16 protein-coding genes are annotated in these 18,783 nt (G+C 50.8%); 4 read left to right on the plus strand and 12 right to left on the minus strand.

The window, feature by feature from the left end:
- Positions 1-35 precede the first annotated feature (35 nt).
- Positions 36-1,289, plus strand: a complete 1,254-nt coding sequence (locus AK95_RS29855; RefSeq protein WP_235613253.1) for a sensor histidine kinase — start codon at positions 36-38, stop codon at positions 1,287-1,289.
- A gap of 135 nt (positions 1,290-1,424) precedes the next feature.
- Here the strand turns inward: AK95_RS29855 and melA are convergent, their stop codons facing one another.
- Positions 1,425-2,723 (minus strand): alpha-glucosidase/alpha-galactosidase, encoded by a 1,299-nt coding sequence (gene melA, locus AK95_RS29860; RefSeq protein WP_071223546.1) that lies wholly within the window; start codon positions 2,721-2,723, stop codon positions 1,425-1,427.
- Between the two features lie 190 nt (positions 2,724-2,913).
- Here melA and AK95_RS29865 point away from each other — a divergent pair, with 190 nt between their 5' ends.
- Positions 2,914-3,798 (plus strand): helix-turn-helix transcriptional regulator, encoded by an 885-nt coding sequence (locus AK95_RS29865; protein WP_071223547.1) that lies wholly within the window; start codon positions 2,914-2,916, stop codon positions 3,796-3,798.
- A 98-nt stretch (positions 3,799-3,896) separates the two neighbouring features.
- Here AK95_RS29865 and pepT read toward each other — a convergent pair whose 3' ends face one another.
- The 11 genes from pepT to AK95_RS29920 form a co-directional block, all read right to left on the minus strand.
- The gene (gene pepT / locus AK95_RS29870; protein ID WP_071223548.1) at positions 3,897-5,129 is read right to left on the minus strand and encodes a peptidase T; all 1,233 of its coding nucleotides are present in this window, start codon (positions 5,127-5,129) and stop codon (positions 3,897-3,899) included.
- 144 nt (positions 5,130-5,273) lie between these two features.
- Positions 5,274-6,110 (minus strand): MetQ/NlpA family ABC transporter substrate-binding protein, encoded by an 837-nt coding sequence (locus tag AK95_RS29875; RefSeq protein WP_071223549.1) that lies wholly within the window; start codon positions 6,108-6,110, stop codon positions 5,274-5,276.
- 56 nt (positions 6,111-6,166) lie between these two features.
- Positions 6,167-6,865, minus strand: a complete 699-nt coding sequence (locus AK95_RS29880) for a methionine ABC transporter permease (RefSeq protein WP_071223550.1) — start codon at positions 6,863-6,865, stop codon at positions 6,167-6,169.
- Positions 6,866-6,869: 4 nt separating this feature from the next.
- Entirely contained in the window at positions 6,870-7,619 is a 750-nt protein-coding gene (locus AK95_RS29885) for a methionine ABC transporter ATP-binding protein (protein WP_071223551.1), read from the minus strand.
- A gap of 220 nt (positions 7,620-7,839) precedes the next feature.
- The gene (locus AK95_RS29890) at positions 7,840-9,810 is read right to left on the minus strand and encodes a tetratricopeptide repeat protein (RefSeq protein ID WP_071223552.1); all 1,971 of its coding nucleotides are present in this window, start codon (positions 9,808-9,810) and stop codon (positions 7,840-7,842) included.
- A 203-nt stretch (positions 9,811-10,013) separates the two neighbouring features.
- Positions 10,014-10,514: a DUF3995 domain-containing protein gene (locus tag AK95_RS29895; RefSeq protein ID WP_071223553.1), complete on the minus strand. Its 501-nt coding sequence runs from the start codon at positions 10,512-10,514 to the stop codon at positions 10,014-10,016.
- A gap of 94 nt (positions 10,515-10,608) precedes the next feature.
- Positions 10,609-11,595 carry an ABC transporter ATP-binding protein gene (locus AK95_RS29900; protein WP_071223554.1) on the minus strand — a complete coding sequence of 329 codons (987 nt, stop codon included), beginning with the start codon at positions 11,593-11,595 and terminating at the stop codon, positions 10,609-10,611.
- Positions 11,596-11,610: 15 nt separating this feature from the next.
- Complete coding sequence (locus AK95_RS29905; RefSeq protein WP_071223555.1) at positions 11,611-12,411, minus strand: ABC transporter permease; 801 nt, start codon at positions 12,409-12,411, stop codon at positions 11,611-11,613.
- Positions 12,408-13,184, minus strand: coding sequence for an ABC transporter permease (locus AK95_RS29910; protein WP_071223556.1), 777 nt, complete (start codon positions 13,182-13,184; stop codon positions 12,408-12,410). The genes AK95_RS29905 and AK95_RS29910 overlap by 4 nt, the downstream gene beginning before the upstream one ends.
- A gap of 278 nt (positions 13,185-13,462) precedes the next feature.
- On the minus strand, positions 13,463-14,413 hold the full coding sequence (locus AK95_RS33960; RefSeq protein WP_083397761.1) for a cupin domain-containing protein: 951 nt from the start codon (positions 14,411-14,413) through the stop codon (positions 13,463-13,465).
- 98 nt (positions 14,414-14,511) lie between these two features.
- Complete coding sequence (locus AK95_RS29920) at positions 14,512-15,423, minus strand: LysR family transcriptional regulator (RefSeq protein ID WP_071223557.1); 912 nt, start codon at positions 15,421-15,423, stop codon at positions 14,512-14,514.
- 119 nt (positions 15,424-15,542) lie between these two features.
- Here AK95_RS29920 and AK95_RS29925 point away from each other — a divergent pair, with 119 nt between their 5' ends.
- Positions 15,543-16,937, plus strand: coding sequence for an MFS transporter (locus AK95_RS29925; protein ID WP_071223558.1), 1,395 nt, complete (start codon positions 15,543-15,545; stop codon positions 16,935-16,937).
- Between the two features lie 534 nt (positions 16,938-17,471).
- Positions 17,472-18,392: a class I SAM-dependent methyltransferase gene (locus tag AK95_RS29930; RefSeq protein ID WP_071223559.1), complete on the plus strand. Its 921-nt coding sequence runs from the start codon at positions 17,472-17,474 to the stop codon at positions 18,390-18,392.
- Positions 18,393-18,783 lie beyond the last annotated feature (391 nt).

Consider the following 18,783-nt stretch of genomic DNA (forward strand, 5'->3'; position numbering starts at 1 on the left):
ATTCGATACTCTTCAAAGGGGTGGGCCTACTGCCTGTGATTAAAGATGTTTTGCTGCAGTTGTTGTTTGCATTGATGCCTTTTGTCGCATACAACATCTATTACAGAAAACTGACAGTCAACTATTCCCGTAATTTCATCATTGTCATTTGTTCGCTGTGCATGCTGCTGTCCATGACCTTTGCTTCGTCCGTTCAAAGCGGGCTGATCTTTGACGTGCGGTATGTCATTATGTTCTTCGGCATGCTGTTCGGAGGGTTCCTGACTGGGGCAATTCTCCTTATGGAATTTCTAATCTACAGGTTGTACATTGGCGGATCCGGCATGATCGACGCCATTATTATCTTGATCTTTACGTTCCCCCTGTCCGTTCTATTGTCATTCATGTACCATCGAACCAAACACAAATTTTGGATCGTTTTTATAGCAGGTATCAGCTTCTCTATTCTCCCGCTCACGATACTCTACATAACCAAACCTGACTACATCATAAATAACTTCGTATTCAATATTCTAGCTATGCCGGTTCATAACTCGCTCGGAATATGGCTTCTCGTGACCCTGTTTAACAAATCCGTATCCGACAAAGAGCTTTATCTGCGGTATATCCAGAATGAGAAAGCCGAAGCCGTCAATCATGTCGCCGCATCCCTTGCCCATGAGGTCCGCAATCCGCTAACAACCGTGCTTGGGTTCCTGCAATTGATTAAGAGCGGTACGTTCCCTCAGGAAAAAACCGAACGTTTTCTGGAAATCAGCATGGAGGAAATTCGCCGGACCGAGCAAATCTTGTCCGAGTATCTCTCGATCAGCAAACCACACTTGCCGTTTCAGCAAAGAATCGAGCTTTCGGCCCAGATCAAATCTGTTGTCGAGCTCATGATTTCATATGCTAATATGAGCAACGTGACCCTCAGCGCTGATTACCCTCAGCTCCCCATTTACATTTTAGGCAGTCCGGCGGAGCTCAAGCAGCTGTTGGTCAACTTTATTAAGAATGCGATTGAGGCCAGCAAAGACGTCGACAGAGGCACGGTCCACGTCACCATCTATGAAGAAGCAGAACAGGTGTCCATCGAAATCAAAGATAACGGGATCGGCATGACCCCTGAGCAATTGAGTCGTCTCGGTTCAATCTACTATTCCACTAAAATGAGCGGCACCGGACTTGGACTCACCTTCTCCTATCAAGCCATTCGCGCCATGAATGGAAGTGTCTCGGTTCGGAGCTCGCCACGATCAGGAACGGTGTTTCTCATCACGCTCCCGCACGCCAATATAAATCCATAACATAGGTAATTTCCGCGCGCAATCCGTTAACGATAAAGAGAGACGCCCCTGTAGATACCAGAGCGTCTCTCTTTTATGGAATAATATTTCTTTTGCTGCAAAAATTCTGTTGTTTTTGCTTAAGTGGTATCAGCCTTATTGGTATTTAGGGAGCCAGTCTCCATGCGCCTCAATCAGGTCGTCGCACAGGCTCTTGATGTCATCGATGGACAGCTCGGCAGCCGTATGCGGGTCGAGCATCGCCGCATGATAGATATGCTCCTTCTTGCCGGTTGCCGCCGCTTCCAGCGTCAGCAGCTGGGTATTGATATTGGTGCGGTTCAGAGCGGCACATTGCGGAGGCAGATCGCCGACATAGGTCGGGGTTACGCCGCTGGCATCGACCAGACACGGAACCTCAACGCAAGCTTCCTTCGGAAGGTTCGTGATCAGTCCCGTGTTCATTACATTGCCGCCGATTTTGAACGGAACATTGGTCTCGATCGCTTCCAAAATGTAAGAAGCATATTCATGGGAGCGGTTGTGCTTCAGATCCTGGTTGTTGACCAAATCCTCGCGCATCGCATTCCATCCCTCGATTTGGTTCACACAGCGACGTGGATATTCATCCAGCGGGATATTAAAGCGCTCAATAAGCTCCGGATAGTTACGCTTGATGAAATATGGATGGTACTCGGCGTTATGCTCGGACGACTCCGTAATGTAGTAACCGAAGTTCAGCATCATCTCGAGACGAACCATATCATGATGCTTCTCCTTCTGCTTCTCGGCCGCGCGCTTCTTAATTTCCGGATACAGGTCCACGCCATCCTTCGTTACCTCAAGCAGCCATGCCATATGGTTAATGCCGGCGATTTTGGCCTGCACGCCTTCCTTGTCCATCCCCAGATTATCGAACAGATGCGGAATGCAAGCCTGTACGCTGTGGCACAGACCTACCGTTTGCACGCCGCCCAGCGTGTTCATCGCATTGGTCAGCACCGCCATGGGGTTCGTATAGTTCAAGAACAGCGCCTGTGGACAAACTTCCCGCATATCGGCCGCAAAATCCAGCATGACCGGGATGGTGCGGAGATTACGGAAAATCCCGCCGATTCCCACAGTATCCGCAATCGTCTGTCTGAGTCCATACTTCTTCGGAATTTCAAAGTCCGTAATCGTACACGGATCGTATCCTCCGACCTGGATGGCATTGATGACATATTTTGCTCCTCGAAGAGCTTCCTTGCGGTCACTGTATGATTTGACGACACAGGTGCTGCCGCTGGTCTTCTTTATATTATTCAGCATGTTCTCCGAATCTTTCAAACGGATCGGGTCAATATCATACAAAGCAAGTTCAAATCCCTGCAAGGCCGGGGTCTGCATGCAATCCCCCAGGACATTCTTGGCAAATACGGTACTTCCTGCTCCGATAAATGTAATCTTAGACATCAATTAATTCCCTCCCTAAACTCCATGAATTAATACGCTTTCACAAGACTAACTATATGATAATCGGTCTTTTTTGAATATGGAGCAAAACAAGTGCGATATGGACATTTGTTGTTTCATTAGGTAAGCTAACCCTAATTCAACATCCACGATATCGATTGATCTCGCACACGTTTAAGGGGGATAGCGCATGTCTATTTTGCCAGACCATACGCTCTACACGATTGGTATGAATCCTTCACCGGGCGGTCACGACCTGAACATCCTGTTCAGCGGTGAGGGAACTCCCATACCACGCCACAAAATCGGTCCGATCATTCATGATTACTGCCTCATACACACCGTCTTAACAGGCCAAGGCATCTTCGAGTGTGCCGGCATCGTGCATCATTGCCAGGCAGGCGATACCTTCGTGATCCTTCCCGGAGTTCTTTTCAGCTATGAAGCCGATGATCGGAACCCCTGGCACTATAACTGGGTTGCATTACAAGAAAAAGGCACCAAGATGCTGCTGGCCGACATGGGTGTTACGCCGGCTAAGCCGATTATCCACTGCACGGATGAAGCTGAGCTAAGGTCGCTGATCGACATGTACCGTCATCTCCGTCTGGGCTTTAACCAATCGGATCATCCCTGGCTTGAGGACCTTCAGGCTTCCGGGTGGCTCCGATTGCTGCTCCATAAGCTGGCGATGTTAAACCGTGAGCATCTTCCGTCAAACTCCAATGACGTGCCGGATATCGAGCGAGGCGTAAGGCAGACCGAGAGATGGATCTCGACCCAGTATCATCAACAGCTCTCCATTGATCAAATGGCCAAAACGCTTGGCTATCACCGGGCACATCTGTCCAAAATGTTCAAACAGCATACAGGCATGTCCCCCATGCAATATCTCATGAAGGTACGTATTGAGAAAGCCAAATCGCTCATGAAATCGTCCTTCTCCATTCATGAGATTGCTTCCTCTGTCGGTTTCAATGATGCACTCTATTTCTCCAAGCAGTTTCGCAAATGGACAGGCATGACCCCAAGCGAGTATAAATACAGCCTGGAGAAAGGTTCTACTAAAGCATGATCTATAGACAGGCAAGATATCTAATGCGGGCCCAAACAAGAGCATACGAAAAAGCTGCCGGCATTCCTGCCGGCAGCTCCTTTTTGAAAAGATTTAACTTAAGCCCGCTCCTCATACAACTGCACGATTTCAATAATCGTTTGAACGGCCAATACCATATTGTCGGCGGATACATACTCATACCGCCCGTGGTAGTTCTCCCCGCCCGTAAAAATATTGGGTGTTGGCAGGCCCATGTACGACAGTTGAGAACCGTCGGTGCCACCGCGGATCGGTTCGATGATCGGCTTGATTTTCAGCTTCTCCATGGCTGTCTGGGCGATGTCGACCACTTCTTTGACCGGCTCGATTTTTTCACGCATATTGTAATACTGATCTTTCATCTGTAGGATGATCCGCTCGGCTCCATACTTGTTTTGAAGCTCCTCTACGATGGAAGCCAGCTTGGCCTTTCTTCCTTCGAAAAGCTCCCGGTCATGATCGCGGATAATATAACGAAGCTCGGTCAGCTCCACGTCACCCTCGATGGAAGTAAGATGATAGAAGCCTTCATAACCTTCGGTATGTTCAGGCGCTTCTTCCGCGGGGAGCATGCTGTTCAGCTCCATGGCGATTTTCGCCGCGTTAACCATTTTGTTTTTGGCCGTTCCGGGATGGACATTCTTCCCTTTGCAAGTGACCAGCGCCGCTGCCGCATTAAAACTTTCGTATTGAAGCTCCCCGAGCGGTCCGCCATCCATCGTATATGCGTATTTAGCCCCGAAAGCCTCCACGTCGAACTTGTGCGGTCCTCTCCCGATCTCCTCGTCCGGCGTAAAAGCAACCCGGATTTTACCGTGCTTCAGTTCCGGGTGTTGGATCAAATAAGCCATCGCCGTCATAATCTCGGCAATTCCCGCTTTATCATCAGCTCCAAGCAAGGTGGTGCCATCCGTTGTAACGAGGGTATGCCCCTTGTAGCCATTCAGCTCCGGAAAATCCCGCGGGGAGAGCACCACATTCTGCGCTCTGTTCAGAATGATGTCTTGTCCGTCATATTGTTCGACGATCTGCGGCTTGACACCGGCGCCCGTAAAATCGGTAGCCGTATCGATATGTGCCAAAAAGCCGATAGTCGGGATTGGTTTATCCGAGTTTGCCGGAAGTGTGGCCATCACGTAGCCATTCTCATCCATCGTTACATCCTGCATGCCGATTTCCTTCAGCTCGTCCACCAGCAGCTGACCCAGTGTCAGCTGTCCCGGTGTCGAAGGGCAGGTATTACTGTTCTCGTCTGACTGCGTATCCACTTGTGCATAGGTAATGAGTCTGTCGATTACTTCTTTTTTCATAAATTCTCAACTCCAATACGTATGGGTATGTAAGGTGCACCTCTCAAATCCATGAAGAGTATACCATATTTGGCCGCACTCAAAAAAATAACCGTCCCCCGAAAACCTCGGAAAACGGTTATTGCGAACCATAAAATACGCGCTTTATTCAAAAGCCGGCAGCGCAATCTCGGAGTAGTTATCCTCGAAGAACTTTTTCACTTCCGGGCTGGTCATCGCCTTGGCAAGCTTCTGGATCGGCTCGGAATCCACATTATCTTTACGGGCCACCAGCGTAATGGTGAAATCGGAGTCGTTGCCTTCGGTTACAAGAGCATCTTTCTTAGGGGTAAGTCCCAGCGGTTTCGCGTATGCTGGCGTCATGGCAACCATATCGACGTCGTCGAGCGTACGGGCCAGCATGAGCAGATCCACCTCGGTGAACTTGTATTTATGCGGATTCTCCACGATATCCGCCTGCGTCGCTTGAATGCCGACACCTTCCTTCAGCTTAATCAGGCCGTTCTTCTCGAACATCACCAGGGATCGGCCGATGTTGGAAGGGTCGTTAGGAATCGCTATGCTTGCACCATCCGGAAGCTCTTCGATGGTCTTATATTTTTTGGAGTAGGCTCCAAAAACGGCATTATAGATCGGCGTGACCGGAACCAATTCCGAGCCGTTGTTCGCATTGTACTCTTCCATGTACGGCACATGCTGAAAGAAGTTCGCATCTACCTCTTTATGGGCCAGCGCATTGTTCGGCTGCACATTATCGGACAAGATCTGGATTTCAAGGTTGATGCCTTCTTCCTTCAGCATCGGCTTCACCAGATCAAGCACCTCGGTCATTGGCGGAATGAGCGTTGCAACCTTTAATGTAACTTCTTCCGCGGCATCGGGTGCTGCGCTCTCCGGAGTCTTGTCCTTGGCAGGTTGCTGTCCGCAGCCTGCCAGCACCAGCAAGAGGGTCAGCATCAGCAGCATTAATTTCTTATTCATCGTTTGGTTACCTCCAGTTAAAATATAATCGGTGTGCATGCGTTCAAAAAATAGAATTAAACTTTTCTCTTATCCAGCAGCCTGGATGCCAGGTTCCCGCCGAACTGGATGGACTGTACCAGAATGATCATAATGATGATCGTAAATGACATAAGCTCTCCCTCAAATCGCTGGTACCCGTAACGGATCGCGAAGTCCCCGACGCCACCCCCGCCCACGATCCCCATCACCGTGGAGTACGAGATAAAACTGATCGTGGATGTTGTCAGCCCAAGTACAAGGCCCGAGCGGGCCTCTACATACAGGAATTTGTATATCATCTGGAGTGTGGATGCCCCCATGGAAGCGGCCGCTTCCATCACTTCCTTCGGCACCTCCAGCAAGGATTGCTCTACCAGCCTTGAATAGTAAGCCACCGCAACGACGGATAAAGGCACCGCAGCGGCCAGCGTCCCCAGGGAAGTGCCGACGATCCATCTCGTGACCGGTATCATAATGACAACCAGAAGCAGAAACGGGAATGACCGTATGACGTTAACCAAGGCATTCAAAATGGAGAATAGAAGGCGATTCTCATACTGCTGGCCTTTTCGACACAAAAATAGCAGTGTTCCTACCGGAAGACCCAGTATTATAGCGGCAGCAATCGATATGCCCACCATGATGAACGTCTCGCCAATCGCCCGCCAGATTTCATTCTGATACTGCAGGACATAGGCAAAATAATCACTTAAATATGGAATGATGTCATTCATGGAACTAACCATCCCCCACTTTCCCTGCACCGTCCATTGAAGATCCGGAACCCCGAGAAATCTCTCCATCGCTTAGCTGATTGCGGTACGTTCTGCTCAGACGTCCGTTCTCCATAACGGACACCTGGTCGCAAATGTCGTTCACCACGTCCATCTCGTGGGAAACGATTACGATGGTTACCCCCAGCGTTCGGTTGATATGCCGGAGCACCTCCAGAATATCCGCGGTTGTCTGGGGATCCAAGGAAGAGGTCGGCTCATCGCACAACAAGACGGTCGGCGAATTGGCTAACGCTCTGGCAATCGCTACCCGCTGCTTCTGCCCGCCGCTTAGCTGAGCCGGATACGACTTCGCTTTATCCTCAAGTCCGACAAAACGCAGAACCTCCTGGACACGATTCGCCCGTTCGGTCTTCGGTACCTTTGCGAGCTCAAGCGGCATCGAAACATTGCCCCATACCGTCCGGTTGCTGACCAGCTGGAACAACTGAAAGATCATGCCAATCGATCTTCTTGCCTCCCGAAGCTCCCTGCCGCCAAGGGAGGTCAGCTCCTGACCATTCACCACGACTCGGCCGGAATCCGGTCTCTCCAGTACATTCATGATGCGCAGCAGCGTCGATTTTCCGGCTCCGCTCGTGCCGATGATTCCGTGAATGCTTCCCTCCTCAATATGAAGAGAGACAGCGTCTATCGCCTGATAACGGCCACTGCCGCTGCCAAAGCTTTTACTGACCTCTTGCAGTGAGATCATGATAATCCCCCTCCTTGCACATGAAGAAAGCCCGCTTGGCTATGCAGCCTGCGAGCATGTTATGCTGCAACAACTATTGAATCATACCATAATTTTAGACAAAATGTGACACCACTTCTTGGCGGACTCTAACTTCTTCGTGATCAACGCATCCCTACATGAGCATCGGACTTACAGAGTGAATGCAGGATTACATGATTCTGCTGGTTAAGAGCGGCATTCAGGACAAATAAAGCTGATGCCCATACATGCCCGTTAACCGTTCTACCGCCTTATTCAGCAAACTCTCTTCAAAGCCCTCCAAGCCTTCGATGGCTTGGATTTTATCAGCCGGGGGCATCTCCTTCTGAAGATGCAAGCTCCAGTTCACGATGGCCTGTATGGCATCTTCATGCTCGAACTGGCTGTAATAAATATGTGCTTTGTACAGATAGCTGTCGGCATGCTCGGGAACCAGCCTCAGTACCTCGTCAAAAGCAGCCAATGCCGCATCCTCTTCCTGATCCTTGTAATAAATCTGTCCCAGTCTGAAAAAAGCGCCCGGATGACCCGGCGAAAGCTCCAGCACTTGCAGCGTATCTTCCTTCGCCCGCGCAAAATCCGCCATCGAATAGTAGATTCCGCTTCGCAGGCTGTAGAGGCTGCCTTGCCCGGGGTTCAAACTGAGTCCTTGAGCGCAGTCCGCTAATCCCCGTTCCAGCTGTCCGGTCTCCACAAAGCAAACGGCACGAAACTCGTAAAATCTCGGATTCGACGGATGCGCCTGGATCGCCTGGGAATAAGCATCGATGGCGAGATCCCACATGCCCATCTCCTTATAGATATGCCCGCTGGCCGCCAAATACGTCGGATGCTCGGAGAAGGACTCCTCCTGCTTAACCGCTTCCTGCAGTTCAAGCAGCGCTTCCTCATTGCGTCCCTGAAGATAGAGCACATAACTCAGCTTATTGCGGATTTCAGTCCCGTCCTGAAGCGCGGCTGCTTCCTTCAGAGCCTGCTCCGCAGATGGCAGATCATTCATCTCCATGTAAATATCGGCGCGCTGCACATAGTTCGGTGCATCATCATTCTCAAGCTTAAGCAGCTTGTCATTGATCGCCAGCGCCTCCTCCTGACGACCCAGCCGGTAATAGCAGTCGGCCATCCAATAGCAGGCCAGCGGGGAGTCCGGCTGTCTTGCATACAACTTCGAAATCAGCTCGTAGGCCTGATCCTCCAGACCATCCTCGCGATAAATCCGGGCCATGTCGAAATACGCGCGGTAATCGTCCGGCGCCGCTTCAATCGCCCATGCCAAATCCGCTTTAGCTGCATTTTTGTTACCGGAACGGTTGAAGACCTCCGCTCTCTTTAAGTAAAGCTCGTATGAATCCGGATACCGCTCAATGGCCTCCGACAGATAGTGCTCGGCCTGTCCGATGTCCCCAAGCTGCACGTACAGGTCCGCCATAGATTTCCGAAAAGAATACGCCTCCCGCACTTGCCGCTGAAACGTCTGAAATGCACCGTAGCTGTAGTTGGTGCTGCCTGCAAACAGTCCATATCCGCCATCCGCTTCCGCTTCATACCGATCGGCCAGCTGGATTCCCTCCTGCAGAACACCCACGGCTTCCTGCACATGATCCATCAGATCCAGGGATACGGACAGCATGTAATAATACATCGGGATGGCGCGTTCCGGCTCCTGGATGCTTAGGCGAAAATAGTGCGCCGCTTCCGCCGGATTGCCGCTCTCATAAAAGGTCATGCCCAGCTCATAATAAGTTGAAATAACCGTGCTCCTGTCCTCTCTTTTAATGCTTTCCTTCAGATCGCGGATCGCCTCTTCATATTGATTCAAATCTTTGTGGGCAATCCCCCGGGTATACCAATTCATATAATTGTCGGCATTCAACCGAATCGCTTCATTTAGATCCTCAATGGCCTCGCGCTCCCGGTTCAGCTCACGCAAAATATGAGCGCGCCGCTCATAAGCGCGATGGCTTCCGCTCGTATCGATCACGCGCTCCAAATAAGCTACGGCCTCTTCCGAATGGCCGCTGTTGTGCAGCAGCTCCGCATAGTGCAGCTTATCATTGAAACTGGTAATGGCACTTTCGCCTTTTCTCATATATTTAAGGGCTTGTTCAAAATCCCGCTTCTTCCTGTAATGGTTACCGATACGGAACCAGATCCGCTTCATCAACTTCATGGTGGCTCATCCTTTATATGTAGATGTTATTCTTGGGCTCGTATGATCTGAGCAGAGGTTTCCTTCCTCTATCTCTATATTATACTTCCTCTATGTCCATTTGCACCCAAATTAAAAAGGAACCGTGCAGGCTCCTCTTTAGGTGTGTATCCTATTATATTGTACAAGGTTACCAAAAATGTCCAACGAAAGAAATACACGCGTTATTTAGTGAAACGATTTGATTTATTCTGCTTACGAACTTTTCCCCCATAGTATGCTGCTGTACCCAGTGAAATTCCCCAGATCAGGAAGAGCGCGTACCAGAAGTATCCCCACACCGCCATGGGGCTTGCATCTTGATCGGCATACATGGGGGCCGACTGAACGCGGCCGACCGCCAACAAATACTGCATGACGAAGTAAGTAAATCCCCATAATGACAACAAAACAGAACCGATGGCAGCTGGTATAATTAGCAACCATTTCGGTAAGCGCAGCCCCCACGGTCTGGCAAAAGCAAGCGCGAAAACGGCTGCCAATAAGGCCAGGGTACCCATTCCCCAGTAACCGATCACGTGCGTCAAAAATTCATCAGGCGCTTCCTGGAAATCCCCCGGGAATGCAAACCCGATGCCAAGTCCCCACCAGAAATGGGGGAGGGCATACATAACAGCGGCAAAACAAGCCGTATACCCGGCTTTCTTCATTCTTGAATGATTCATGTCAATCACCTCAAGCTCATCATACTTAACAAAAAGAGCATTCAGATGACTTGAAGTTTAAGTTTAGTTTAAATATGCGGTAGCTTGCCTCTGTTCAGTACACCTTATGAATCACATCTTCGAAATCGGGATCTTCCATATCGATATCATCCAGCTCGCCCCAGCGGCCCAGCTCTTTAAAAATATCAAGCGTATTCATCTCGCGGCGGTTCACCTCAATGGTGACGGTGTTATCCAGCGTGCTTGTCACCCGAATCGGGGCGGGAAGACCGCCTTCGCGTAAAGATTGATCGGGAATGACAAAAGGCCCGCGGAAAGTGACGGTGATCACGGTAGGCAGCCCGATGGTGTCCCGTAAAGACTTTACTGTTCCATCATAAGACAGCTCGCCGTTGTTAATGACCATCACGCGATTGCACAGCTGTTCGATATCATCCATGTCATGCGTCGTGAGCAGTATGGTCTTGTCGAATTGCTCGTTGATCAGCTTGAGAAAATGGCGGATGTTCCGTTTGGCGTTTACGTCCAGACCGATCGTCGGCTCATCCAGGAACAGCACGTCCGGATCATGCAGCATCGCAGCGGCGAGGTCGGCGCGCATGCGCTGGCCGAGCGACAGCTTGCGTACAGGCGTTTCCCAGAACGCCTGTAAATCCAGCAATTCGGCAAACTGTCCGAGTCTGCGCTCCTTGTCCGCCTGATCCACGCTGTACATTTTAGCCAAAATATCGTAGGAATCCTTCACCGGCAGGTCCCACCACAGCTGGCTCCGCTGACCGAATACAACGCCCAGGTTGTTCACGACGCTGCGCCGCTCCTTGTGCGGATTCATGCCTCCGATCGATACGTGACCCGAGGTCGGGTGGAGAATGCCGGTCAGCATTTTGATGGTGGTGGATTTGCCGGCCCCGTTCGGTCCGATGTAACCGACGAATTCCCCCTGCTCCACTTGAAAGCTGATTCCCTTCACGGCTTCCTTCGTCCGGTATTCTCTCGTAAACAGGGTTCGCAGCCCGGAGAAGCGCCCCTCCTTCACAACCGGCGTTTTGAATTCCTTGCGTATGTCGTGGACTTCAATCATTGACGCGTTCCTCCCTTAGCTCCCTGTACTTTGATATTTGGTCAAACCAAACTGCCAGAATTTCAGACTTAAGAAGAGACATACCAGAGCCGCTCCAGCCAATGCGGGCAGCACCCAAACGCCGAGCTCGCCCCGCAGTATGTATAATGACGGGATGTAATTGACTAAACCGACCGGGACCACGATCAGCAGGATCGACGACATCCATTTGGGATACAGCGTGAGCGGATACTGGGCTGCCGTCCGGGCCGCGTCCTCCGTAATATTTTGAAGCTCGGTGATCCGGGTCGTCCAAAAACCGAACGTGGCGGTCGCGAGTCCGATCGAGAACAGGATGACGGCCCCCGTGACGATAATGTACAGCGATTGCGGCACCGCGCTCCATCCGACTTGCCCTGCCGCCATCATGCCATGCAGCGACCACCAGAGCAGAAAACCGCCCTGCAGCACTTCGCCCAGCATAATCCGGAATTTCTGCGGCATGAGCGCCAGCAGTACCGGCATGGGACGAGTCAGCAGCTGGTCAAGCTCCCCGTTGACCAGATAGTGTTCAAGATGGTGCACTTCATCCGCAAACGTCCGGTAGAGCGTCTTCGATAAGGTCATAACGGCAAACAAATACCCGATTTCATGCATGGACCACCCCTGGATGGCCCCGAACTTATAGAGGACGATGGCAACCATGAGAAACTCAGAAATTTGGATTAGCGCCGCCAGAAACGAAGCCAGGATAAAATTGAATTTGTACTGCATGCGGCTTTTGATACTGGTGCGGATCAGCAGCGCGTATAGAGATAGCCAGGATCTCGTGGTCATCCTCCTTGCACCTCCACTTTCCGTCTTAGGAAGCCTGTTGCCAGCAGGCTGGCCATCGTGAGCAGCACGCACCAAAAGAGCGTCCCCCATAGATAGGAAACGTCATTAAAACCCAGATAGATCCGGGTCGGCACATAGAGCAGATACGGATACGGCGACCACCAGGCCATCGTCTGAAGCCAGCCCGGCAGCCATTCAATCGGAATGAAGAAGCCTGCAAGAAGATTGATCATCGCATGGTTGCCCCAATACAACCAGGACGATTCCGTTGTCCATAATGCGGATGCGCCGATGAGATAGTTGATGCAGATCGATAAATAGGCGGCTCCTGCAAGCGCAATGGCAACATAGAGGAAGGTAGATGCTTTTCCGGGTAAATGCAGCGAGAAGGCAAAGTAATACACCAGGTAGATCGGGAATGATTTGTAAACGAATTGGTAGGCGATTTGCCCCCATTCCTTGGCCATCAAATGACTGAACAAATGAACGGGACGCATCAAATCCAGAGAAATATGGCCGGTTCGCACGGCTTGGGGAATGCCGAGGCCATTCGTGACGAAACTGGAAACCCAGAGCGCAGCTTGCGTAAAGGCGATATAACCGACCATTCCCTGCGTTCCGTAATCTCCGAGTGCGTAGTCTGCACCGAGACCGATCCAGATACAGGCATACATGAAGCCAAACATCGCGCTGGCGATATTGTGCACCATGTGTGCGCCGCGGTACTGCAAATTGCGGGCATAGGCTTTGGAAGCCAATGTGAAATAAAGCATGAAGCACCTCCGATAAGCATTTTAGATGGCGGACCCATCCACTTCAGACAAGGCGAAAATGAGAGAAGGACAATAGCATACCAGAACGTTCCAGATCAGGCAAGGCTTTTTTCGGAAGGAAAATATACGGACGATCCGGGATACAAAAAGAAGCCTTCTTCTCCGGAGGGTGGTTTCAAAAGAAACCACCAAGGGAGTTTGAAGACTTCGGAGTCGTGTAATGAAATTTTCAGGAAATATTATCTCATTCTGACACTAAAAGGAAACAAGTTTTGGTGTCACTGACCCTCTCGCCCAAATTCCGTATCGGGTTCAGGACCACGGCTAGAGACTGGCTCAGGATCCGGGCTCGTTCTGTACAGATACTGAAGCTGCTGGAACGGCTGCGGCTGGAAGAATGACGATTGCTGATGTGCCTGCTGCGAATAGGTTACCGGTTGCGCATAGGGTGCCGGTGGCGAGAAGGAAGCTTGCGGCGGATACGATGGCGGCTGTGAATAAGGGGAATACGATGGGGAAACGCCGTACTGCTGCATCCTCGCTTGTTGATAATTGTATGGATACGATGGATATGATGGATATGATGGCGGTGGTGCATATCCATAATAGCTAGGCGGCGAAGGTTGCTGTGCGTTAAACGGAAATGGCTGGCCAAACGGCTGCCGCTGAATCGATTCAACGTAGGGGGCATGTTCGTCCCGCTTGCCGCAGCCCGGCGGTGGCCCCAATATGACCGTTTCCTTCAGCGGAGCAACCGCTTTGGCGTAATCCTCCTCATTCACGCAGTAGGCGATATGCAAGATCTCCTTCGGAATATGCCTGAGGAAGTCCGACCCATATACGATATCCGGCGTCGGCTTATCAAATATAGTCAGAATATGGGCTTTGTCGCTCAGTGTCAGAATCCAATGGAACCAGCCTTTTGGTAACATCGATACCTGTCCCGGTTTTAGCTTGTAGGTCATCAGCTTCTGGGTGAAGGGATTAAATACGGAAGTCAGCACTTCGCCGCTGATGACAAACACCAGCTCATCGGCATTCGTATGCCAGTGGGGCTGGATGATAATTCCTTTGGTCATATGAACGTTGAAGAATCCTGTGGCAATGGCCGGCATCTGGTTTTCAAACACCTGGGTTATGTAATTTCCCGCATCGCGTTTATAGTTCAAGGTGTCGTTTGAGTCCGCAAACAGCTTCAAATTCGGAGATGTCAGTACTGGATCCAGCATCGTGTTCCTCCCTTGAAAGTTCTTGATCTATCTGTATGCGTAGAAGGCCCGGACTATGTAGAAGGGGATCGCCGGGACAGGAAAAAAGACGTGACCTGTCAGATCACGTCCCTATGAATCATCGGCTCCTGAAACTCGCCGAAATAGTCTACCAGGAATGACTGGAATTCTCTTGCGGCCTTGGACAAATATCGCTGCTCCAGCCACGCTAGAGTGAAGGTACGGTAGCAGGAAGGTTTCTCGATACGCACCATCGCGTACGGCGGCTCTTCATCCCCTTTGCACCCGGGTACAAATGCGGCTCCAAGCCCGGCGGCCACCAGACTTCCCAAAGCGGCAGGTTCATCCACTTCACAGACGACATCCCGGCTGATCCCGGCCAATCGGCAGAACTCCTCATTCATTTTTCGGAACGGGTGGCCTTCCTTGTATTCGATGAAGGCTTCCCCCGCAACGTCCTGAAGGGAAATGCTCTTCCTGCCCGCCAATCGATGACCGTGGGGTACCGCCAAGAATACCTCGGCATGAAGAACCGGGATTTCCCGAAACTTGTCATCATCCAATGCCGCAGCCGCAAAGCATAAATCGACTTCACCATTCTCCAGCATCTGCACCATCTCCATCATCGAGTCAGGCGGAATCTGGATAATGCGGAAATTCACATCAGGATATCGCGCACGGAAAGCTCCCAATGCTTTGGACAGCCGAGGCAGTGCCGTCGTTGCAATGCGGATGCTGCCCCGCTCCATACCTGCCAAATCCGACACCTCTCTCTTCCCTTCCTCAAGCGCTGATAATGCCGTATCTACGCTTTTCAGAAAAGCCTTCCCGAATGAATTGAGCTTGATTTGCCGATTCTGCCGATCGAACAGCTGTACTCCCAAATCTTCCTCTAACCTGGCAATCGTCTTGCTGAGCGCTGGCTGGGCAATTCGGAGTTCCTTCGCAGCCTTGGTCATATGCTCCATTCTGGCCACCGTCTGAAAATAATGCAGCTGAAGCAGTTCCACGATGTTCTTCCTCCTTTATTGATACCCTTGAGTATATGAATGCATGTCATAATATATATTTTTATTTATTAACTATCGATTGTAGAATAAATCGTAACCAAAGGAAAGGGGGAAATCACATGAACGAACATCAGCAACAACCACCATCTGCTGAAAAATTAATACGCATTTTGGCGTTTACGATGATTCTCTCATCGATGAGCGCAACGATGTTTAATATCGTGCTTCCGGAAATCAGCAAGCAATTCCAGCTTTCCTTTGCCCAGGTCAGCTGGGTATCGTCGATTTACATGCTGATTTATGCCATAGGCTCCGTCCTATATGGAAAATTGGCCGACACCTATAAACTCAAAAATCTGCTCACTTTCGGTTTGCTTCTCTTCCTCGTCGGTTCTATTGCAGGATTGTCGGCACAAGCCTACTGGATGGTGCTGCTGGGGCGGATCCTCCAGGCTGCGGGGGCAGCCGTCATTCCGGCAACCGCCATGATCATTCCCGTTCGCTATTTCCCTGCGGAAAGCCGGGGCCGCGCGCTGGGCATAACCGCCACCGGACTCGCCATCGGAAGCGCGATTGGGCCGGTAGTCTCGGCTTTGATCGTCAGTATGTTCCACTGGAGATGGCTCTTCTGCATCCCGCTGTTGATCCTTGTTACCTTGCCGCTGTACCGCAAATATTTGGGCAATGAACAAGGTCAGGGTGGACGAATCGATTGGCTCGGCGGCGGTCTTCTCGCCGGAACGGTTGCCCTGCTGCTCCTTGCGGTGACACAGAGTGGATGGATATTCGGCGTAGGCAGCTTCATGCTGTTCCTGTTGTTCCTCCTGCGCATTCGATCGGCTAAAGAACCTTTTGTCCAGCCCCGTTTATTCAGCAACAAAAGCTATTCGGTCGGCCTGGTCCTCGGCATATTCATCATGAGTGTCGGTTACGCCCTGCCTTTTCTTACTCCGCAGCTGCTGGCGGATATTAACGGTTTGGCTCCGGGATGGATCGGATTTGTTATGGTGCCGGGAGCCGTCGCTGCGGCCATACTCGGCGGAAGAGGCGGGAAGCTCGCGGATACCAAGGGAACACGTTATCTGTTCTATACAGCGTCCACCCTGCTTCTGCTCTGTTTCGCCCTGTTGTCCACCTTCGCGGGCGTATCGCCATACCTCATTGCGCTAATTCTGGTCTTTGGCAATGTAGGTCAAATATTTATGCAAATCTCGCTCTCCAAGACCATCTCATTGTCGCTGCCCAAAGAGCAAACCGGTGTCGGGATGGGATTGTTCTCGCTGCTTAACTTCCTGTCCGGCGCGATCGCCACGGGGGTGTACGGCAAAGCTGTCGATCTTGGCGCCGGCAGCTCCTGGAATCCGCTGAACCTGTTCCAGGGCGCCTCCACCTACAGCAACATCTATATCGTCCTGGTTGCCTTGCAAGCTGGAGTTCTTCTGCTGTTCATGCTGCAATTTGGCAAAGCCGCGGGGCAGCGTAAACTGCGGCTTCAAACTACGAGCTCTAAATAAGGGAAAGAACAGCAGATAGGTCCGTGTTAGATTAAAATATGCAAGGCTCCGCATTTGAACCTTTGTGATTGCCCAGAATTATACAATGCGGAAATCAGGGCTGTTTTATATGAAAATCAACGAAGTAGCTGAGAGGACGAGGTGCCCGGGAAAAGCTGCAGCGGTTGCCTTTGTCCTCGAATTTTTTCCGCTGGGGGACACAGCGATTGGAGGAATGGATTTATATTCGTAGCGTCTTATCAACATACCAAGGGGCTATCCCTGGTCAATCGACCTTTGGGACAGCCCCTTGGTTTTCGTCTCTGCTGGTGGCTCCCGGATTCTCCAAAAAGTCGATCCAATCGCTCCACTCGGGTGCCGGATTTACCAGGTATCACATCCAATATTAGGAGAAAATAAAAAAAACGCCATCAAATATGGCGATAATGTGAAATTTAACTATTCAATACATTTATTATACCATAAATTTACATGAAAGTCAAGTCTTATCCTGTCGGGCCTTGCCATGCTACAACGGATAAGAGGTGATCCATCATGGAAAAGAAAAGCCTGACCGCTCTTGTCAGCGCATTTTCGCGGGCGTATCACGCCAAGCATAATCAAGTGAAAATTTTTGACGATCCCATCGCCATCCAGCTATTAACCGATCAGGAATACGAGCAGATAGCCTTCAACATGTCCCAGGCCGTAACTTTCTTCCGGCCGTCGTTTGTCGGCTCGCAGGAGCAGGCGCTGCGCGAAGTCGTCGATTATCAGCTGTCTCCTTCTCCGCTCGGGAGAGCAGCATTTGCCGAGCAATCGCTCGCCGTTGCCGCCAGCTTGGGAGCCGAACAGTATCTAATCTTTGCCTCCGGCTACGACACCTTCGCCTACCGACAGCCGGAGTGGGCTGAAAAACTGCGTATTTTCGAGATCGATCATCCCGTTACGGCAGCGGATAAAGAAAAACGCGTATCCGCTCTCCCATTGGCCAAGCCGGCGAATCTGCATTGCATTGCGGCCGACTTTTTAGAAGCGGACTGGATAAGCCGTTTAGCTGCTTGTCCAGATTTTGACCCGGAACGAATCAGCTTCAGCAGCTTGCTCGGAATCAGTTATTATTTGCCAAAACAGACGTTCAAACAGCTGTTGTCGTCCATTGCCCGGCTGGTCCCCAGCGGCAGCAGCTTTGTCTTTGATTATCCCGATGAGCTTACGCTTACCCCTGAGGCGGGTGAACGGGCGCAGAAGCAGGTCATGATGGCTATGCGTGCAGGCGAACCCATGCAGGCAGGCTATTCCTACGCGGAGCTGGAGCAAATGCTGGAAGAGGCTAATTTATTGATTTACCAGCATCTAACTCCTTCCGAGATTACGAGGGAGCTTTTTCAGGCCTACAATGAGAGTCAGCCTGATCACAAAATAACGGCATTCGACAACGTTAATTATTGCTTGGCTGTCAAGTCCTCCCGATAATCACGGATGAGGGCGGAAAGAGTGGGGCCATAGTATAAATCAGCCATGATGATACTGATTCTGCTAAGGCCCCAGAAACATGGACTTTACCCCGATTATAGTGACATAGGATCCGTAAATGGCCTCAAAAGGGGCCTGTTGGCAGCAAACGGCTAAATAACGGAACGGTTATAAGTAAACAAGCTCAAATCGCGCAATAAATAGAAGCTCAAGTAACCACTGTCAACGAATGAGTAAAAATCATAAAATCCAATACAAAAAAACCACCGGAGCCCTGCTTGGCTTATAGCCTCTCCGGTGGTTTTGATTATGGCTAATGCGATATTCCAAATGGTATAGGCCGCTCGGCTCCAACCATGCCCTATTTCAGGTAGCATTATTTTGGGAAACC

This window comes from Paenibacillus sp. LC231 (assembly GCF_001860525.1).
In the GTDB taxonomy this organism is placed as follows: domain Bacteria; phylum Bacillota; class Bacilli; order Paenibacillales; family Paenibacillaceae; genus Paenibacillus_AQ.